The organism is Haemophilus sp. HN_Hi08, assembly GCF_049824455.1.
Taxonomy (GTDB): domain Bacteria; phylum Pseudomonadota; class Gammaproteobacteria; order Enterobacterales; family Pasteurellaceae; genus Haemophilus; species Haemophilus influenzae_D.
On sequence record NZ_CP187493.1, the window covers coordinates 377,525 to 396,376 of the forward strand.

General features: G+C 39.6%; 14 protein-coding genes, 1 tRNA gene and 3 rRNA genes. 13 read left to right on the forward strand and 5 right to left on the reverse strand.

The features are described 5' to 3' along the window. Nucleotides 1-57: 57 nt before the first annotated feature. The 3 genes from ACPT8O_RS01870 to ACPT8O_RS01880 form a co-directional block, all read right to left on the reverse strand. Nucleotides 58-1,587 (reverse strand): YfcC family protein, encoded by a 1,530-nt coding sequence (locus ACPT8O_RS01870; RefSeq protein ID WP_021034538.1) that lies wholly within the window; start codon nt 1,585-1,587, stop codon nt 58-60. Between the two features lie 105 nt (nt 1,588-1,692). Further along, the gene (arcC, locus tag ACPT8O_RS01875) at nt 1,693-2,625 is read right to left on the reverse strand and encodes a carbamate kinase (RefSeq protein ID WP_021034536.1); all 933 of its coding nucleotides are present in this window, start codon (nt 2,623-2,625) and stop codon (nt 1,693-1,695) included. 9 nt (nt 2,626-2,634) lie between these two features. Continuing rightward, on the reverse strand, nt 2,635-3,639 hold the full coding sequence (locus tag ACPT8O_RS01880; RefSeq protein WP_021034535.1) for an ornithine carbamoyltransferase: 1,005 nt from the start codon (nt 3,637-3,639) through the stop codon (nt 2,635-2,637). Between the two features lie 414 nt (nt 3,640-4,053). Here ACPT8O_RS01880 and ACPT8O_RS01885 point away from each other — a divergent pair, with 414 nt between their 5' ends. Both ACPT8O_RS01885 and crcB read left to right on the forward strand, forming a co-directional pair. Beyond that, complete coding sequence (locus ACPT8O_RS01885; protein ID WP_021034534.1) at nt 4,054-4,872, forward strand: Cof-type HAD-IIB family hydrolase; 819 nt, start codon at nt 4,054-4,056, stop codon at nt 4,870-4,872. Next, complete coding sequence (gene crcB / locus ACPT8O_RS01890; RefSeq protein WP_021034533.1) at nt 4,872-5,258, forward strand: fluoride efflux transporter CrcB; 387 nt, start codon at nt 4,872-4,874, stop codon at nt 5,256-5,258. Before ACPT8O_RS01885 ends, crcB begins: the two co-directional genes overlap by 1 nt. Here crcB and recX read toward each other — a convergent pair. Then, entirely contained in the window at nt 5,255-5,713 is a 459-nt protein-coding gene (gene recX / locus ACPT8O_RS01895; RefSeq protein WP_041175256.1) for a recombination regulator RecX, read from the reverse strand. The two genes, crcB and recX, sit on opposite strands and share 4 nt — an antisense overlap. 79 nt (nt 5,714-5,792) lie before the next feature. Further along, a complete protein-coding gene (gene recA / locus ACPT8O_RS01900; protein WP_021034531.1) occupies nt 5,793-6,857 on the reverse strand; it encodes a recombinase RecA in 1,065 nt (354 codons plus the stop codon). 371 nt (nt 6,858-7,228) lie between these two features. Between recA and tfoX the strand changes: the two genes are divergently transcribed. From tfoX to trkA, 11 genes are all read left to right on the forward strand, one after another. After that, nucleotides 7,229-7,882, forward strand: coding sequence for a DNA transformation protein TfoX (tfoX, locus tag ACPT8O_RS01905; protein ID WP_080228090.1), 654 nt, complete (start codon nt 7,229-7,231; stop codon nt 7,880-7,882). Nucleotides 7,883-8,176: 294 nt separating this feature from the next. Further along, nucleotides 8,177-9,714: ribosomal RNA gene (locus ACPT8O_RS01910) — 16S ribosomal RNA — on the forward strand. Between the two features lie 130 nt (nt 9,715-9,844). Next, nucleotides 9,845-9,920, forward strand: a tRNA-Glu gene (locus ACPT8O_RS01915). A gap of 270 nt (nt 9,921-10,190) precedes the next feature. After that, nucleotides 10,191-13,088: ribosomal RNA gene (locus tag ACPT8O_RS01920) — 23S ribosomal RNA — on the forward strand. Between the two features lie 198 nt (nt 13,089-13,286). Next, nucleotides 13,287-13,402 (forward strand): 5S ribosomal RNA (gene rrf / locus ACPT8O_RS01925). Together the 16S, 23S and 5S rRNA genes with 1 tRNA gene alongside form the textbook arrangement of a ribosomal RNA operon. Nucleotides 13,403-13,688: 286 nt before the next feature. Then, the gene (locus ACPT8O_RS01930; RefSeq protein ID WP_021034529.1) at nt 13,689-13,874 is read left to right on the forward strand and encodes a hypothetical protein; all 186 of its coding nucleotides are present in this window, start codon (nt 13,689-13,691) and stop codon (nt 13,872-13,874) included. Further along, complete coding sequence (locus ACPT8O_RS01935; protein ID WP_041175255.1) at nt 13,867-14,289, forward strand: YbjN domain-containing protein; 423 nt, start codon at nt 13,867-13,869, stop codon at nt 14,287-14,289. Before ACPT8O_RS01930 ends, ACPT8O_RS01935 begins: the two co-directional genes overlap by 8 nt. Before the next feature lie 190 nt (nt 14,290-14,479). Then, nucleotides 14,480-14,989, forward strand: coding sequence for a peptide deformylase (def, locus tag ACPT8O_RS01940; RefSeq protein WP_021034527.1), 510 nt, complete (start codon nt 14,480-14,482; stop codon nt 14,987-14,989). Between the two features lie 93 nt (nt 14,990-15,082). Continuing rightward, nucleotides 15,083-16,039 carry a methionyl-tRNA formyltransferase gene (gene fmt, locus ACPT8O_RS01945; protein WP_021034526.1) on the forward strand — a complete coding sequence of 319 codons (957 nt, stop codon included), beginning with the start codon at nt 15,083-15,085 and terminating at the stop codon, nt 16,037-16,039. Then, nucleotides 16,039-17,391, forward strand: coding sequence for a 16S rRNA (cytosine(967)-C(5))-methyltransferase RsmB (gene rsmB, locus ACPT8O_RS01950; protein ID WP_021034525.1), 1,353 nt, complete (start codon nt 16,039-16,041; stop codon nt 17,389-17,391). Before fmt ends, rsmB begins: the two co-directional genes overlap by 1 nt. A gap of 12 nt (nt 17,392-17,403) precedes the next feature. Further along, nucleotides 17,404-18,780: a Trk system potassium transporter TrkA gene (gene trkA / locus ACPT8O_RS01955; RefSeq protein ID WP_021034524.1), complete on the forward strand. Its 1,377-nt coding sequence runs from the start codon at nt 17,404-17,406 to the stop codon at nt 18,778-18,780. Nucleotides 18,781-18,852: the final 72 nt, after the last annotated feature.

An 18,852-nucleotide genomic window follows, 5' to 3' on the forward strand; every position in this document is an offset into this window, starting at 1 on the left:
ACCTAGTATAAAAGAAACCGCCTAGAAAAACTGTGATCTAGGTGGCAATTTGACTAATTAAACGCTATATAAGGATACTTGTACTACCAGTAAAATAGATCCGATTAGTAATAAACATCCAATCATAGGCATCACGAATTTAACCCATCTATCAAACGGAATATGCAACATTTGGAGAGTCACCAATACTAATCCTGTTGGTGCCAAGAATAGCATTGCATATTGTCCCCAGTTGTAAGCGGAAACCACGATATCGCGTGGAATACCCACTGAGTCAGCAAGTGGAGCCATAATTGGCATTGAAAGCACGGCTAAGCCTGAAGAAGACGGCACGATTAAGCCTAGGAAAATAAATACGACTAATTGACCTAAGATGAATACGCTACCTGGCATACCACTAACTACATTAGACATATAATCAAGAATGGTGTCAGAAATCATACCTTGTTCGAGCACTAAGTTTACGCCACGAGCAAGACCAATGATTAAGGATACGCCTACTAATTCTGATGCACCTTCAGTGAAAGATTCCACAATATCTTTTTCAGACAAGCCACTGATAAACATAATGATGATAGTAATGGAAAGGAAAGATGCAGCCATTTGAGGGAACCACCATCCGCCAACCATTACACCCCAAATCATAATCGGGAATGCAATGCAGAAAAGCGTTAAGATTAATTTGTGACGAGCTGAGAATGCGATAGTTGCATTTGGATCAAAGTTCTTCATATAACGTTGGCGAAATTCTTCGCGATCGTCATAAGTGAAAGAAAAACTTGGGTCAGCTTTGATTTTTTTACAGTACCAATAAAGATATACGATTACGCAAGTTGCCCCCAAAACTAAACCTAGAGCACGGAAACCAATACCTTCAGTAAATTGAATACCAGCTGCATTTGATGCGATAACAACGGAGAATGGGTTAATTGTAGAGAATGCAGATCCCATAGATGAAGCAAGGAATATAGCCCCTACGCAGACTATTGCATCATATCCCAGAGCTAAGAATACTGGCACCAGAATCGGATAGAATGCCACTGCTTCTTCTTCGATACCACAGGTTGTACCGCCTAACACCATTAAAACAGATACGCTGAATACAATAAAAAACTCATTGCCTTTGTTTTTTTTCACGAGAGCCATCAAACCGGCATTAAAAGAACCGGTACGGTTAATGACACCAATCATACCACCTAATACAAAGATAAAGACCATAACATCAACGGCTTCGATGGTGCCTTCAACCATACTTTTGGTTATATCTTCAATGCCTTTATGGTGTTGTTCTACACGTTGATAAGTACCAGGAATAGCGATTGGTTTTTTGATCACGCCTTCGGTGAAATTGGAGAGTTTAATTTTTATATTGAGATTATCAAGAGTGTCTGTTGTGGCGGGATAAGTTTTATCATCAACGCCATAAGCTTTGACCACAAAGACATTATCAGTGGAATTATATGTTAATTTTGAATATGAACCAGATGGAATTATCCAGGTTAATCCAACAGCGAGAATTAATATTGCAAATAAAATGGTAAACGCTGATGGGAAATTAAACGTTTTCTTCTTTTTGGACGCATCCATAGCGAGCTCCTTATGTGTAACGTTTAAAGTGCGGTTGGTAAAAACATCGGTTAAACCGACCGCACTTTTTACCTTGAGAATGGCTTCTCAAAGTTCCTTTATTATTTAAGCATAGTAAGAAATGCCTTCAGCTTTTTTCGTAATACGAGTACCAGCTTTGCCTTTCACAATGTCCACAATATTAGATAAAGAGCCTATTACTGCATCTTTTCCTGTTTGTTTTGCAAAGTTGATGGCTGCTTGTACTTTTGGCCCCATAGAACCTGCTGCAAAACCAAGTTCTGAAATTGCTTCAGGTGAGGCAACTGAAATTGCTTTTTGAGTTGGTTTTCCCCAATCTACGAAGGTTGCTGAAACATCAGTTGCAATGATGAATAAATCAGCATCAAGATTTTCTGCAAGTAAAGCTGAACATAAATCTTTGTCAATAACGGCTTCAACACCTTGTAAATTATGCTGTTCATCATAATAGGTCGGAATGCCACCCCCCCCCGCACAAATGACGATACTGCCTTTTTCAAGCAACCATTTTACTGGGCGAATTTCAAAAATACGTTTTGGCAATGGGCTTGGCACAACGCGACGATATTTATCTCCATCTTGTGCGATAGACCAATTTTTTTCTTTTGCCAAACGTTCAGCCTCTTCTTTCGTATAAACAGGACCAATTGGTTTAGTTGGATTTTTGAAAGCTGGGTCGTTGATATCAACTTCTACTTGAGATAATAACGTTGCAAATGGCACTTCAAATGGAACTAAATTACCGAGTTCTTGTTGAATCATATAACCAATCATTCCAGCTGTTTCTGCTCCCAATACATCTAAAGGATAGGTTGGCACATCAGTATAAGCGGCACCTTGTAAAGCGAGCAAACCCACTTGTGGACCATTACCGTGTGCTATCACTAATTCATTATTTGGCCAAATCTTAGCAATTTGCTCACAAGCAATGCGAACATTTTGTCGTTGATTTTCGGCTGTCATTGGTTCTCCGCGTCGTAATAACGCATTACCGCCTAATGCAATCACTATTCTCATACGTTTTCCTTATGCCAAACTTGCTACCATTACAGCTTTAATTGTGTGCATACGGTTTTCTGCTTGTTCAAATGCAATGTTCATTGGCGATTCAAATACATCTTCAGTCACTTCAATACCATTAGCTAATTCAGGATATTTTTCAGCAATTTGACGACCAACTTTGGTTTCGCTGTTATGGAAGGCTGGCAAGCAGTGCATAAATTTCACTTTTGGATTATCAGTGCGTTTCATTAATTCAGGTGTTACTTGATAAGGAAGTAATAATTTAATGCGTTCGCCCCAAGTTTCTAATGGTTCACCCATTGAAACCCACACATCAGTATGAACAAAATCAACACCTTTCACCGCTTTGTCGATATCTTCAGTTACGGTAATACGAGCGCCGCTTTCTTTCGCAAATTTTTCGCACATTTCCACAAGACTTGCTTCTGGTAATAAAGCTTTAGGTCCACAAATCCGCACATCCATACCCAATTTTGCACCAATTAATAAAAGTGAATTACCCATATTATTACGAGCATCCCCAATATAGACATAGCTAATTTCGCTTAATGGTTTGTCGCAATGTTCAATCATGGTAAGTACGTCGGCAAGCATTTGTGTTGGATGGAATTCATCGGTTAAACCATTGAATACTGGCACCCCAGCATAATCAGCAAGTTCTTGAACGATACTTTGTTTAAAGCCACGATATTCAATTCCATCATACATTCTGCCTAATACGCGGGCGGTATCTTTCATACTTTCTTTGTGGCCAATTTGGGAGGAGTTAGAGTCGATATAGGTGACTTGTGCGCCTTGGTCATAAGCGGCGACTTCAAATGCACAGCGTGTGCGAGTGGAGGTTTTTTCAAAGATGAGTGCGATATTTTTGCCTTTTAATTTTTGTTGTTCTATGCCTGTATATTTGGCTCGTTTCAAATCTCGGGAGAGATCTAAGAGATATTTAATTTCACGTTCTGTGTGATGAACAAGACTAAGTAAATGTCTGTTTTTCATATTGAAAGCCATAATAATCTCCTTGTTTTTTGACTATCCATTGGGGAATAAACATACATCATTCGAGGTACTGCTTGTTGTTCGAACACTTGTATTATAAGAGAGGTAAAATGAAATTTGTTATCGTTTTTCAACTGGTAATTCCAGTATGTAGAATTTTATTGCGAGATTTTTAGCTTTATTAGAATTTATATTCATTCTAATAAAAATAAACTAACTCTTTATTGGTATTTGTTTAATTTCTAATAGTAGATCAATTTAAACGAAAATATGTTTTAGCTTATTATTGGATAAAGAGGAATGTGTCTATTGATGCTTAATAAAAGTGCGGTTATTTTTATTACAGTTTTTAATACATTGATCTTCAGCAAGTACCATTTGTATATTTAGTGATATGATAAGCATAGTTTATTTTTTGAGGTTTTTATGAATTTACCTTTTCGAGCAATGGTGTCTGATTTAGATGGCACGCTTTTAACACCTGAACATTTAGTGGGTGATCTTACCATTGATACGCTGAGAGCATTAGAGCAAAAAGGCGTAGATATTATTTTGGCAACAGGACGTAATCATACCGATGTGTCATCCATTCTTGGAAAAATTGGTGCGGAACGTGCGGTTATGATTACATCAAATGGTGCTCGTGTACGGGATTTACAGGGTAATTTGCTTTATAGCAATAGCTTACCTGAAGAATTAGTTCTCGAGCTTTACAAAACGCCATTTGATACGTCCAAAGTATGCATGAATAGCTATCAAGATGAAGGCTGGTTTACTAATAAAGATATTCCTGCAATGCGTCAGTTCCATAAAGAATCTGGATTTGATTATAACGTAGTTGATTTTTCCAAACATCATGGACGTGGGACAGAAAAAGTCTTTTTTATTGGTAAAACTCCAGAGGATTTAGTTGAAGTAGAAACTTATTTACGAGATAAATTTGGTGATGTAACGACAATTGTTTATTCTGCATTAGCTTGTTTGGAAGTAATGAATAAGAATGTTTCAAAAGGGGATGCATTAAAACATTTACTCGAATCACGAGAATATGAGTTAAAAGACTGTATTGCTTTTGGTGATGGAATGAATGATGTAGAAATGCTTTCTTGGGCTGGAAAAGGTTGCATTATGAAAGATGCTGATATTCGTTTAAAAACGGCTTGTCCAGATTTAGAAGTTATTGGATCAAATAAAGAAGAATCAGTCGCTTGTTATTTGCGAACTCAATTTGGATTAGATTATTAATGCAGGCATTATTATTCATAAGTTGTGGTGCAATATTAGGCGCGTCATTGCGTTGGACTATAGGATTGTTATTTAATCCTTTATTTTCTTCCTTTGCTTTTGGGACTTTAATCGCTAATTTGCTTGGTTGTTTAATTATTGGTGTATTACTTGGGATTTTTTGGCAATTCCCACAAATTAGTTCTGAATGGCGGTTATTTTTAATTACCGGTTTTTTAGGATCGCTAACTACATTTTCGTCTTTTTCTTCCGAAGTTGTGGAATTATTTTTTAATGACAAGTGGTTAAATGGATTTTGTGTATTGATTATGCATTTATTTGGATGTTTAGCTATGACTGGGTTGGGCATTTGGATATATAAAATTTGTTCTCAACTTTTACATTAATCCCATTCACTTTGGTTTTGCCCAATTAAATCAGCAAATTCATCGCTACGAAATCCGTGTGATAGCATATATTGCCAAATTTTTTGTTTCATTTTAGGCGTTTGCTGTTCGTTGTAATTTGGGAATTTTTTACGTAACAAGTTCTCAGCCATTTCATACCAATCAATTTCTGATTCCATTAAAACTTCATCAATAATATCAGAAGACACACCTTTTAATTGGAGTAATTCTTGTCGAATTCTTCCTACACCATAACCTTTTTGCGCGCGTGAATTTAGATAATTTTCTGAAAAACGACGATCACTTTGCCAATTTTTTGCTTGGCATTGAGATAAAGCTTCATCAATTTCTTCTTCCGAAAAGTTCTTTTCCTGCATTTTATTGCGGAGTTCAAATTCACTATATTCTCTGCGTGTAAGAAGATTGACTATGTAATTAAAAGCAAGGGATGACAAGGAATGATTCCTTTATTTTTATTGAGTTGATATAAAGTGCGGTCATTTTTAACCGCACTTTTGGCATTTGTAATTTTCTTTATTCAAAATCACTTTCTAATTCAGTATTATTTTCAGATTGTTCAATATCCGCCATTAAGGCTTGTTCTGGATTAGCTACTAATTCAGCACGTAAACGAGCTTCTAATTCATCTGATTTTTCTATATTTTCGTTAAGCCATTTCATTGAATTAGCCTTTCCTTGACCAATTTTTTCGCCATTATAGGAATACCACGCACCTGATTTTTCTACAAGTTTGTGTTTTACCCCAAGTTCTAATAATTCACCTGCTTTTGAAATGCCTTCTCCATAGAGAATTTGGAAATCCACTTGGCGGAATGGAGCTGCTAGTTTGTTTTTTACTACTTTTACGCGAGTTTCATTTCCTATAATATTTTCCCCGTCTTTTACAGAACCTGTACGGCGAATATCTAAGCGAACGGATGAATAGAATTTTAATGCATTACCGCCTGTGGTAGTTTCAGGATTACCAAACATTACACCTATTTTCATACGGATTTGGTTAATAAACACAACTAGACAGTTTGCATTTTTAATTTGACCTGTGAGTTTACGCAAAGCTTGAGACATTAAACGCGCTTGCAGACCCATATGAGAATCCCCCATATCGCCTTCAATTTCAGCTTTTGGTGTCAGTGCGGCAACGGAGTCCACAATAATTACATCAATTGCACCAGAACGAACTAATGCATCACATATTTCAAGTGCTTGTTCTCCATTATCTGGTTGAGAAACAAAAAGTTCTTTTACATCTACACCAAGTTTTGCTGCATAAATAGGGTCAAGTGCGTGTTCTGCATCAATAAATGCACAGGTTTTTCCTGCTTTTTGCGCTTGAGCAATGACGGAAAGAGTTAATGTTGTTTTACCAGATGATTCAGGTCCGAATATTTCTACAATTCGACCCATAGGTAAACCACCAATTCCCAGTGCAACATCTAAGCCAAGTGATCCGGTAGAAATAGATTCTACATCCAACGTTTTAGTATCGCCTAATTTCATAATTGAGCCTTTACCAAATTGTTTTTCTATTTGCCCTAATGCAGCCGCTAGTGCTTTTTGTTTTTCTTCTTGAGTTGCCATAATTAAATTCCTGTTTGAATGTCCAATTTTTTATGATTATATCTGTATTGATGTACAGATCAAGAAAAATATTTATATTAATAAAAAATATGGGGTATACATTCTAGTAAAAAAGGTGGGTTAGTCTAAAAATTAAAATTTTGATAGAATAATTAGATCAAATTATGTACAATTTTTAATCGCAAAAAAAGTTTTAAATATAGTATATTTATATATAAACCAATCGTTTACATAAAAATAAATTTCAAATTTACGATCTGCTTCACAAATCTGAGATTTATATTTAGGTGTAGTAAAAACTTCATGATATAAATGAAATCAGAAGTACTTCTACTGATTCTTTTAAAATAATTATTCATTGGAGGTTATATATGAATATAAAGGATGGGCATATAGATAAAGTTTGCTCTTTGCTAGACCTGTTAGTAGGAAATGTTACCTTTAAAAATCTTTTTACTGGTTACGGTTTGTTTCACAAGGAAGAGACAATGTTTGCCATCTGGCAAAATAAAAAGCTTTATTTACGAGGTGAAGATGAGCTTGCAACTCAATTAATAAAATTAGGTTGTGAACCTTTTACAACGAATGAATTGAATAAACGGTTTGTGCTTTCACAATATTATGCACTTACTGAACAGGTTTTACGTAATAATATGTTATGTAGAAAATTGATTATTCTTTCTATTAAACAGATTATTGAGCAGAAGCTAGAATATACGTTAAGAAAGTTAAATCGATTAAAGGATTTACCCAATTTAACGATTAAACACGAAAGAGCTTTAATAAAAGTTGGTATTACAGATGTTGTGATGCTAAGAGAAATTGGTGCAGAAAATGCATTGGTGGAATTAAAGAAAAATGGCAGTGGTGCTACGCTTGATTTTTATTGGAAGTTAGTATGTGCTTTGCAAAATAAAAATAGTCAGATGTTAAGTCAAGCTGAAAAAGAGCGTTTATTGAAGAAATTAAACGAAGTTTTGAGAAAAAATGGCTTGAAAGGCTATAGAAAATTAGATGATGAATAAAATTTGCTCATTCAAATAAATTTTTGTAAAAAGTACTTGCAAGGGATTTGAAAATCCCTATAATGCACCGCACACAACGACGCACTGTTGTGAAGTTTTTAAGTTTCCAAGTGCGTCGTTCTTTTTTGCTCTTTAACAATATATCAGACAATCTGTGTGGGCACTTGTTGATTGACTTGTTTTAAAAATATTTTTTAATTTTGAAGTCTTAATAGGTGCTTAACTGAAAATTCATAATTACTTTTTTAAGTAGTGTTTATTTATAGCTAAGCAGTATATTGAGCGATTGAACTTGAATTGAAGAGTTTGATCATGGCTCAGATTGAACGCTGGCGGCAGGCTTAACACATGCAAGTCGAACGGTAGCAGGAGGAAGCTTGCTTTCTTGCTGACGAGTGGCGGACGGGTGAGTAATGCTTGGGAATCTGGCTTATGGAGGGGGATAACGACGGGAAACTGTCGCTAATACCGCGTAGTGTCGAGAGACGAAAGGGTGGGACTTTTAGCCACCTGCCATAGGATGAGCCCAAGTGGGATTAGGTAGTTGGTGGGGTAAAGGCTCACCAAGCCTGCGATCTCTAGCTGGTCTGAGAGGATGACCAGCCACACTGGAACTGAGACACGGTCCAGACTCCTACGGGAGGCAGCAGTGGGGAATATTGCGCAATGGGGGAACCCTGACGCAGCCATGCCGCGTGAATGAAGAAGGCCTTCGGGTTGTAAAGTTCTTTCGGTATTGAGGAAGGTTGATGTGTTAATAGTACATCAAATTGACGTTAAATACAGAAGAAGCACCGGCTAACTCCGTGCCAGCAGCCGCGGTAATACGGAGGGTGCGAGCGTTAATCGGAATAACTGGGCGTAAAGGGCACGCAGGCGGTTATTTAAGTGAGGTGTGAAAGCCCCGGGCTTAACCTGGGAATTGCATTTCAGACTGGGTAACTAGAGTACTTTAGGGAGGGGTAGAATTCCACGTGTAGCGGTGAAATGCGTAGAGATGTGGAGGAATACCGAAGGCGAAGGCAGCCCCTTGGGAATGTACTGACGCTCATGTGCGAAAGCGTGGGGAGCAAACAGGATTAGATACCCTGGTAGTCCACGCTGTAAACGCTGTCGATTTGGGGGTTGGGGTTTAACTCTGGCGCCCGTAGCTAACGTGATAAATCGACCGCCTGGGGAGTACGGCCGCAAGGTTAAAACTCAAATGAATTGACGGGGGCCCGCACAAGCGGTGGAGCATGTGGTTTAATTCGATGCAACGCGAAGAACCTTACCTACTCTTGACATCCTAAGAAGTTTGCAGAGATGCGAATGTGCCTTCGGGAACTTAGAGACAGGTGCTGCATGGCTGTCGTCAGCTCGTGTTGTGAAATGTTGGGTTAAGTCCCGCAACGAGCGCAACCCTTATCCTTTGTTGCCAGCGATACGGTCGGGAACTCAAAGGAGACTGCCAGTGATAAACTGGAGGAAGGTGGGGATGACGTCAAGTCATCATGGCCCTTACGAGTAGGGCTACACACGTGCTACAATGGCGTATACAGAGGGAAGCGAAGCTGCGAGGTGGAGCGAATCTCATAAAGTACGTCTAAGTCCGGATTGGAGTCTGCAACTCGACTCCATGAAGTCGGAATCGCTAGTAATCGCGAATCAGAATGTCGCGGTGAATACGTTCCCGGGCCTTGTACACACCGCCCGTCACACCATGGGAGTGGGTTGTACCAGAAGTAGATAGCTTAACCTTTAGGAGGGCGTTTACCACGGTATGATTCATGACTGGGGTGAAGTCGTAACAAGGTAACCGTAGGGGAACCTGCGGTTGGATCACCTCCTTACAGAAGACGAGAGACAGCGAGTGCTCACACAGATTGGCTGATAGTTGTAGACAAGATTAAAAGCGAAGCGAAAGTAACGTTGAAAATAAACGTTAAAAGATAAAAAGAAGATAGAGTATCTTTAATTGATGTCCCCATCGTCTAGAGGCCTAGGACATCGCCCTTTCACGGCGGTAACCGGGGTTCGAATCCCCGTGGGGACGCCAATTAAAGATAACTTTGTTAGATTATCTTGTTGTTCTTTAAAAAATTGGAAACAAGCTGAAAACAAGAGATTTTCGAGAGAAAGTCTGAGTAGGCAAGACAGGAAAGTGAGAGGAGGGAACTGAGAAGGAAACTCTAAAAACAAAACCTGTTTTGCATAAAATCTTGATTGAACAAAAGCAATCAAGTGTTTAGTTGAATGAAAATACGCATCAAATTGACCGTACTTTGAAGTGAAAACTTAAAGTGATTGAAAACATTTGAGGTTGTATAGTTAAGTGACTAAGCGTACAAGGTGGATGCCTTGGCAATCAGAGGCGAAGAAGGACGTGCTAATCTGCGAAAAGCTTGGATGAGTCGATAAGAGGCGTTTAATCCAAGATATCCGAATGGGGAAACCCAGTAGATGAAGAATCTACTATCAACAAGTGAATACATAGTTTGTTGAGGCAAACCGGGAGAACTGAAACATCTAAGTACCCCGAGGAAAAGAAATCAACCGAGATTTCGTCAGTAGCGGCGAGCGAAAGCGAAAGAGCCAGTAAGTGATAACAGTATGGTTAGGAGAATGTGTTGGGAAGCACAATCAAAGAGGGTGATAATCCCGTATCTAAAAACCATATTGTGGTACTAAGCTAACGAGAAGTAGGGCGGGACACGTGATATCCTGTTTGAAGAAGGGGGACCATCCTCCAAGGCTAAATACTCCTGATTGACCGATAGTGAACCAGTACTGTGAAGGAAAGGCGAAAAGAACCCCGGTGAGGGGAGTGAAATAGAACCTGAAACCTTGTACGTACAAGCAGTGGGAGCCCGAAAGGGTGACTGCGTACCTTTTGTATAATGGGTCAGCGACTTATATTTTGTAGCGAGGTTAACCGAATAGGGGAGCCGAAGGGAAACCGAGTCTTAACTGGGCGAATAGTTGCAAGGTATAGACCCGAAACCCGGTGATCTAGCCATGGGCAGGTTGAAGGTTGGGTAACACTAACTGGAGGACCGAACCGACTAATGTTGAAAAATTAGCGGATGACTTGTGGCTGGGGGTGAAAGGCCAATCAAACCGGGAGATAGCTGGTTCTCCCCGAAATCTATTTAGGTAGAGCCTTGAGGTGACACCTTTGGGGGTAGAGCACTGTTTCGGCTAGGGGTCCATCCCGGATTACCAACCCGATGCAAACTACGAATACCAAAGAGTGATACTCAGGAGACACACGGCGGGTGCTAACGTCCGTCGTGGAGAGGGAAACAACCCAGACCGCCAGCTAAGGTCCCCAAGTCTATATTAAGTGGGAAACGAAGTGGGAAGGCTTAGACAGCTAGGATGTTGGCTTAGAAGCAGCCATCATTTAAAGAAAGCGTAATAGCTCACTAGTCGAGTCGGCCTGCGCGGAAGATGTAACGGGGCTGAAATATAGCACCGAAGCTGCGGCATCAGGCGAAAGTCTGTTGGGTAGGGGAGCGTTCTGTAAGCGGATGAAGGTTAATCGAGAGGTTAGCTGGACGTATCAGAAGTGCGAATGCTGACATAAGTAACGATAAAACGGGTGAAAAACCCGTTCGCCGGAAGACCAAGGGTTCCTGTCCAACGTTAATCGGGGCAGGGTGAGTCGGCCCCTAAGGCGAGGCTGAAAAGCGTAGTCGATGGGAAACAGGTTAATATTCCTGTACTTGGTAAAGCTGCGATGTGGGGACGGAGTAGGTTAGGTTATCGCACTGTTGGATATGTGCGTTTAAGTTGGTAGGTGGGAAGTTTAGGCAAATCCGGGCTTCTATTAAACACTGAGAGATGATGACGAGGCTCTACGGAGCTGAAGTAACTGATACCACACTTCCAGGAAAAGCCACTAAGCGACAGGCTTTACTAAACCGTACTGAAAACCGACACAGGTGGTCAGGTAGAGAATACTCAGGCGCTTGAGAGAACTCGGGTGAAGGAACTAGGCAAAATAGCACCGTAACTTCGGGAGAAGGTGCGCCGGCGTAGATTGTAGAGATTTACTCTCGAAGGTTGAACCGGTCGAAGTGACCCGCTGGCTGCAACTGTTTATTAAAAACACAGCACTCTGCAAACACGAAAGTGGAGGTATAGGGTGTGATGCCTGCCCGGTGCTGGAAGGTTAATTGATGGTGTAATCGAAAGAGAAGCACCTGATCGAAGCCCCAGTAAACGGCGGCCGTAACTATAACGGTCCTAAGGTAGCGAAATTCCTTGTCGGGTAAGTTCCGACCTGCACGAATGGCATAATGATGGCCAGGCTGTCTCCACCCGAGACTCAGTGAAATTGAAATCGCCGTGAAGATGCGGTGTACCCGCGGCTAGACGGAAAGACCCCGTGAACCTTTACTATAGCTTGACACTGAACATTGAATTTTGATGTGTAGGATAGGTGGGAGACTAAGAAGTAGTCACGCCAGTGATTATGGAGTCATCCTTGAAATACCACCCTTTAACGTTTGATGTTCTAACGAAGATTGCGGAACGCGGTCTCGGACAGTGTCTGGTGGGTAGTTTGACTGGGGCGGTCTCCTCCCAAAGCGTAACGGAGGAGCACGAAGGTTTGCTAATCACGGTCGGACATCGTGAGGTTAGTGCAATGGTATAAGCAAGCTTAACTGCGAGACAGACAAGTCGAGCAGGTACGAAAGTAGGTCATAGTGATCCGGTGGTTCTGAATGGAAGGGCCATCGCTCAACGGATAAAAGGTACTCCGGGGATAACAGGCTGATACCGCCCAAGAGTTCATATCGACGGCGGTGTTTGGCACCTCGATGTCGGCTCATCACATCCTGGGGCTGAAGTAGGTCCCAAGGGTATGGCTGTTCGCCATTTAAAGTGGTACGCGAGCTGGGTTTAGAACGTCGTGAGACAGTTCGGTCCCTATCTGCCGTGGGCGTAGGAGAATTGGTTGGGGCTGCTCCTAGTACGAGAGGACCGGAGTGGACGCACCACTGGTGTTCCGGTTGTGTCGCCAGACGCATTGCCGGGTAGCTAAGTGCGGAAGAGATAAGTGCTGAAAGCATCTAAGCACGAAACTTGCCAAGAGATGAGTTCTCCCTGTCTTTAAGACAGTAAGGGTTGTTTAAGACGAAGACGTAGATAGGTCTGGTGTGTAAGTGATGTGAGTCATTGAGCTAACAGATACTAATTGCCCGAGAGGCTTAACTATACAACGCTCAAGTGTTTTTGAGAAAAGAGCGAAAGAGAAGAGTAGACAAACAACTTAAATATAGAAGACTTAATAGAAAGGAAAAATAGAAAGAAAATCGAGTTCAGCTTGTTGCCGATAAGAAGAAGAGAGACGAAAAGCGAAAAAAGTGAAGTCGTAAAAGAGAAGAAACAAAGAGAGAAGTTATTAAAGAATTATCCCGGCGGCGATAGTGCGGTGGAACCACCTGAGACCATACCGAACTCAGAAGTGAAACGCTGTAATGCCGATGGTAGTGTGGGGTTTCCCCATGTGAGAGTAGGGCACCGCCGGGTTATCAAATAAAAATCTAAATCACATAAAAAAAGAAGAACCCCAGTCGAAAGGCTGGGGTTTTTTCTATCTTTAAATTTTAAAAAATTAGTAGAACACTCTTTGTGTCTGCCGATATCTCAATAGCAATACTGGGCAGGGATACCTCTTATCCTTACATCAGTACCTTATTTACTAAGATAGAATAAAAAATAATCAATTTGCTCTCATTATAATGAGAGTGTTTATTCCTGTAAAGGAATAAACAAACATCTTGTAAATAATGAACTTAAATCAGGAGAAAAGTGTATGCTTATCCCAATTTTTGAAAATGGTAAGAAAATACACCAAGATAGCTCTGGTAATAAGTACCAGTATGATTTAACCAATTCAATGGATCAATTTTCTTATTCTACAGATCTCAGTGCACAAATGCGTGATAAATCATCTATTACGACAACACGAAATCCAAATGGAGGGGGAATTTATGAGTAATTTCTTTAATTCTTTATTTTCTGATAAAGGAGAAATTAAAGGTATTGATAATCAATATTCTGTATCTGAAATCGTAGATATTCTTAAGGAAGAAGGTTATTCTATTAATGTAATACAAGATAATTTTTTGGTGTTTAGATTACAAGGTACGAATGTTGTAGTTGTTCCCCATGATGGAGGTGATATTCAATTTTGTATCATGTATGACGATGATGAGAACCGATTTTCATTAAGAAAAGTGAATAAAATAAATATTGATTATAGACTCGGAAAATTTTATTTAACAGATGATGATAAATTAGGAATCGAGCTTCTTTTGCGCAATGATGGTAATGGTGTAACTAAGTCTCAAATTATTCAAGGACTATCAGATATTTCTTTATTAAATGGATTAGCTAAGAAAGAATTTTGGTAAGTTATTAGTTCCATATCCTAAGATCAAATCAAATATGCTACAGGTTATTTTACATCTGTCTTAGAGAGAATTAAAAAAATCTCCCCAAATTCGAATATTAATCTAAGCCCCATTTGGGGCTTTTCTATACATCTTTTTCTACCTGTGCTACAATCCCACTAAAATTCTACCCTTAAAAACAAGAGAAATTATGACCGCACTTAATGTATTAATTTATCCTGATGATCATTTGAAGGTTGTCTGTGAGCCTGTTACTGAAGTTAATGATGCAATTCGTAAAATTGTTGATGATATGTTTGATACGATGTACCAAGAGAAAGGTATTGGTTTAGCTGCGCCTCAAGTAGATATTTTGCAACGTATTATTACTATTGATGTTGAAGGCGATAAACAGAATCAGTTTGTTTTGATTAACCCTGAAATTTTGGCTTCTGAAGGCGAAACGGGAATTGAAGAGGGCTGTTTATCCATTCCAGGGTTCCGTGCGTTGGTTCCTCGTAAAGAAAAAGTGAAAGTGAGAGCGTTGGATCGTGATGGTAAAGAATTTACTTTAGATGCTGATGGTTTGCTTGCGATCTGTATTCAACACGAGATCGATCATCTTAATGGAATTTTATTTGTTGATTATCTTTCTCCACTTAAACGCCAACGCATTAAAGAAAAGTTAATTAAATATAAGAAGCAGATTGCGAAAAGCTAAAACGTAGGGTGGGCTTTAGCCCACCAATCATTTCAAAAAATGGTGGGCTAAAGCCCACCCTACTTCCTATCAATCACCGTAACGTAGAACATTATGAAATCACTTAATATTATTTTTGCTGGTACGCCAGATTTTGCTGCACAGCATTTACAAGCTATTCTAAATTCTCAACATAATGTGATCGCTGTTTATACTCAACCAGATAAACCAGCTGGTCGCGGTAAAAAACTGCAAGCAAGCCCAGTCAAGCAACTTGCTGAGCAAAATAACATTTCCGTTTATCAACCTAAATCCTTACGTAAAGAAGAGGCACAGACTGAATTAAAAGCGTTAAATGTAGATGTAATGGTTGTTGTGGCTTATGGATTAATTTTACCGAAAGCTGTATTAGATGCCCCTCGTTTAGGTTGTTTGAATGTGCATGGTTCTATTCTTCCACGTTGGCGAGGTGCAGCACCCATTCAGCGTTCAATTTGGGCTGGTGATGCACAAACTGGTGTAACCATTATGCAAATGGATGAGGGCTTAGATACAGGCGATATGTTACACAAAGTCTATTGTGATATTTTACCGACTGAAACTTCAACGAGTCTTTATAACAAACTGGCGGAGCTTGCTCCATCGGCGTTAATCGATGTTTTAGATAATCTTGAAAATGGTAAATTTATAGCCGAAAAACAAGATGACAGCCAAAGCAATTATGCAGAAAAACTTTCTAAAGAAGAGGCACAATTAGATTGGTCTCTTTCTGCAATGCAACTTGAGCGTAATATCCGTGCCTTTAATCCTTGGCCTATTGCTTATTTTTCAACAGAAGATAAGGATGGCAATGCTCAAACGTTAAAAGTATATCAAGCAGAAGTATTGCCTCATCAAGATAAACCAGCGGGAACTATTTTAAGTGCAGATAAAAATGGCATTCAAATTGCGACTGTCGATGGCGTCTTAAACTTATTGCAATTACAGCCTGCAGGTAAAAAGCCTATGTCTGCACAAGATTTATTAAATGGCCGTGCAGAGTGGTTTACTATTGGTAAGGTGCTTGCATAATGAAAAAATTTTCTTCTAAAACTATCAAAGTAAAAAATTCAGTAAAAATGACCGCACTTTCGACCAGGGCTATTGCCGCAAACTTAATTTTGCAAGTATTGGATGAGGGCAAATCATTGTCAGCGTTAATTCCAGAAGTGCAACTTTCTGTAAAAGCTCAAGATTTGCCTTTACTACAAGAAATTTGTTTTGGCGTGTGTCGAGTATTGCCTCGCTTAGAGCAAATTATCAAACGTCTTGTGGATAAGCCGCTTAAAGGTAAAACTCGCATTGTTCATTGCCTGTTACTTGTAGGGTTATACCAATTGCTTTATATGCGAGTGCCTGCTCATGCGGCAGTTGATGAAGTTGTGAACGCAACAAAATCATTAAAATCTGATAGTTTTAGAGGATTAGTGAATGCGGTTTTGCGTAGATTTTTACGTGAGCAAGATGAAATTTTGGCAATTATCGATAAAAATTGGCAAACGCTTCACCCTGAATGGTTCGTGAATAAATTAAAAAAAGCCTATCCGAATTGGCGTGAGATCATTGAGGCGAACAATCAGAAACCACCAATGTGGCTACGTGTGAATTCACAAAAAAACGCCCTTGAAACTTACCGCACTTTACTTGAAGAACAAGGTGTTTCTTTGAAAACAAGCCACCATCCTAATGCGCTATGTTTAGATATACCGATTGCGGTGCAAAAATTACCGCACTTTGAAGAAGGTGCTGTAACGGTACAAGATTTGAGTGCGCAATGGGCGGCAATGTTGCTTGAGCCTAAAAATGAGGAATGGATCCTCGATGCTTGCGCTGCACCCGGTGGTAAGACGACCCATATTTTAGAACTGGCACCTCAAGCTAATGTGATTGCATTAGATGTAGAATCTCATCGCTTAAAACGAGTAGAAGAAAATCTTGCACGTTTAAATCAGCAAGCGATAGTGGTTTGCGGCGATGCGAGTAAACCTGACGAATGGTTAGCTGAAATTGGTAAAAGTGCGGTGAAATTTGACCGAATTTTACTTGATGCACCTTGTTCTGCTACAGGGGTAATTCGACGCCACCCCGATATAAAATGGTTACGCAAAGAAACCGATATCGCTCAGCTCGTTGAATTACAGAAGAAAATCCTGAGTGCACTTTGGGAAAAACTGAAGCCAAACGGTGTTTTGCTTTATGCGACTTGTTCTGTATTGCCAGAAGAAAATGGCGAACAAATCCAAGCATTTTTAAATGCTCACGCAGATGCGGAGTTATTGCCATTACCTGTTAGTGATGATAAAAGTGCGGTGGGTTTTCAATTCATTCCGCAACCAAATAGTGGCGATGGGTTCTATTATGCTAAATTGCTTAAACGAGCATAAAGGAGAGCGATAATGAAAATCATCATTTTGGGTGCAGGTCAGGTAGGAACGACGCTTGCAGAAAACTTAGTCAGTGAAGATAACGATATTACCTTAGTGGATAATGAATCACCTCAGTTACAAACATTGCAAGAAAAGCACGATTTGCGTGTGGTACAAGGCTCTCCATCATCTCCAAAAGTGCTTCGTGACGCAGGCGCGGCAGATGCCGATTTAATGGTTGCCGTGACAGCCTCCGATGAAATTAATATGGTCGCTTGTCAAATGGGCTATACATTATTTAATACGCCAACGCGAATTGCACGTATCCGTAATTCAGAATATTTACGTGAAAAAGACAAGTTGTTCAACAATGAAAATATACCTATTGATCATTTAATTTCGCCTGAAAATCTTGTCACTGATGAAATTACGCGTTTAATTGCTTATCCAGGTGCATTACAAGTTGCCCATTTTGCCAATAATCGTATTAGTATTGTTGTAGTGAAAGCTTATTATGGGGGGCCTTTGGTTGGATATGCACTTTCCGCATTTCGCGAACATATGCCACATATTGATTGTCGTATTATGTCTATTTTACGTAATGGCAAACCGATTCGTCCACAAGGCTCAACCATTGTAGAAGCTGGCGATGAAATCACGTTTATTTGCGCTACTGAACATATCAAGGCGGTAATGGGAGAGTTACAACGTTTGGAGAAACCTTATAAGCGAGTAATGATTGTTGGTGGAGGAAATGTTGCTTTTGGCGTAGCAAAACGTTTGGAAAATTCTTGTACTGTAAAGCTTATTGAACGAGATTCAAACAGAGCGCAAGCCTTAGCAGAAAAGTTGCCAAAAACGTTAGTATTTAATGGAGATGCCTCAGACCAAAACTTGCTTTTTGAAGAACATATTGAAAGTGTGGATGTATTTCTTTCATTAAGTAGCGACGATGAAGCGAATATTATGTCAGCTTTGTTAGCCAAGCGTTTAGGTGCGAAAAAAGCAATGGTACTGATTCAACGGATTGCTTATATTAATCTTATTCAGGGAGGCACGATTGATATTGCGGTTTCTCCACAACAAGTAACGATTTCTGCTTTGTTAGGTCACGTGCGTAAAGGCGATGTAAAAAATGTGGCAACATTACGACATGGCATTGCCGAAGCCATTGAAATTGTTGCACACGGTAATGTGAATACTTCAAATATAGTAGGGCGAAAAATTGGTGAGTTGCGTTTGCCGATGGGAACCATTATTGGTGCTTTATTACGAGGGAATGATGTAATTATTGCTCGTCGTCAAGTGATTATTGAAGAAGGCGATCATATAGTGATTTATTTAAGTGATAAGAAAAATGTGCCAGAAATTGAGAAATTATTCCAACCAAGCGCATTCTTTATTTAGTTTTTTTACTTTTCAGAGTGATTTATTATAATAGTCGCTCTTTTTATGTAATTTTTGAAGGGGAACATTATT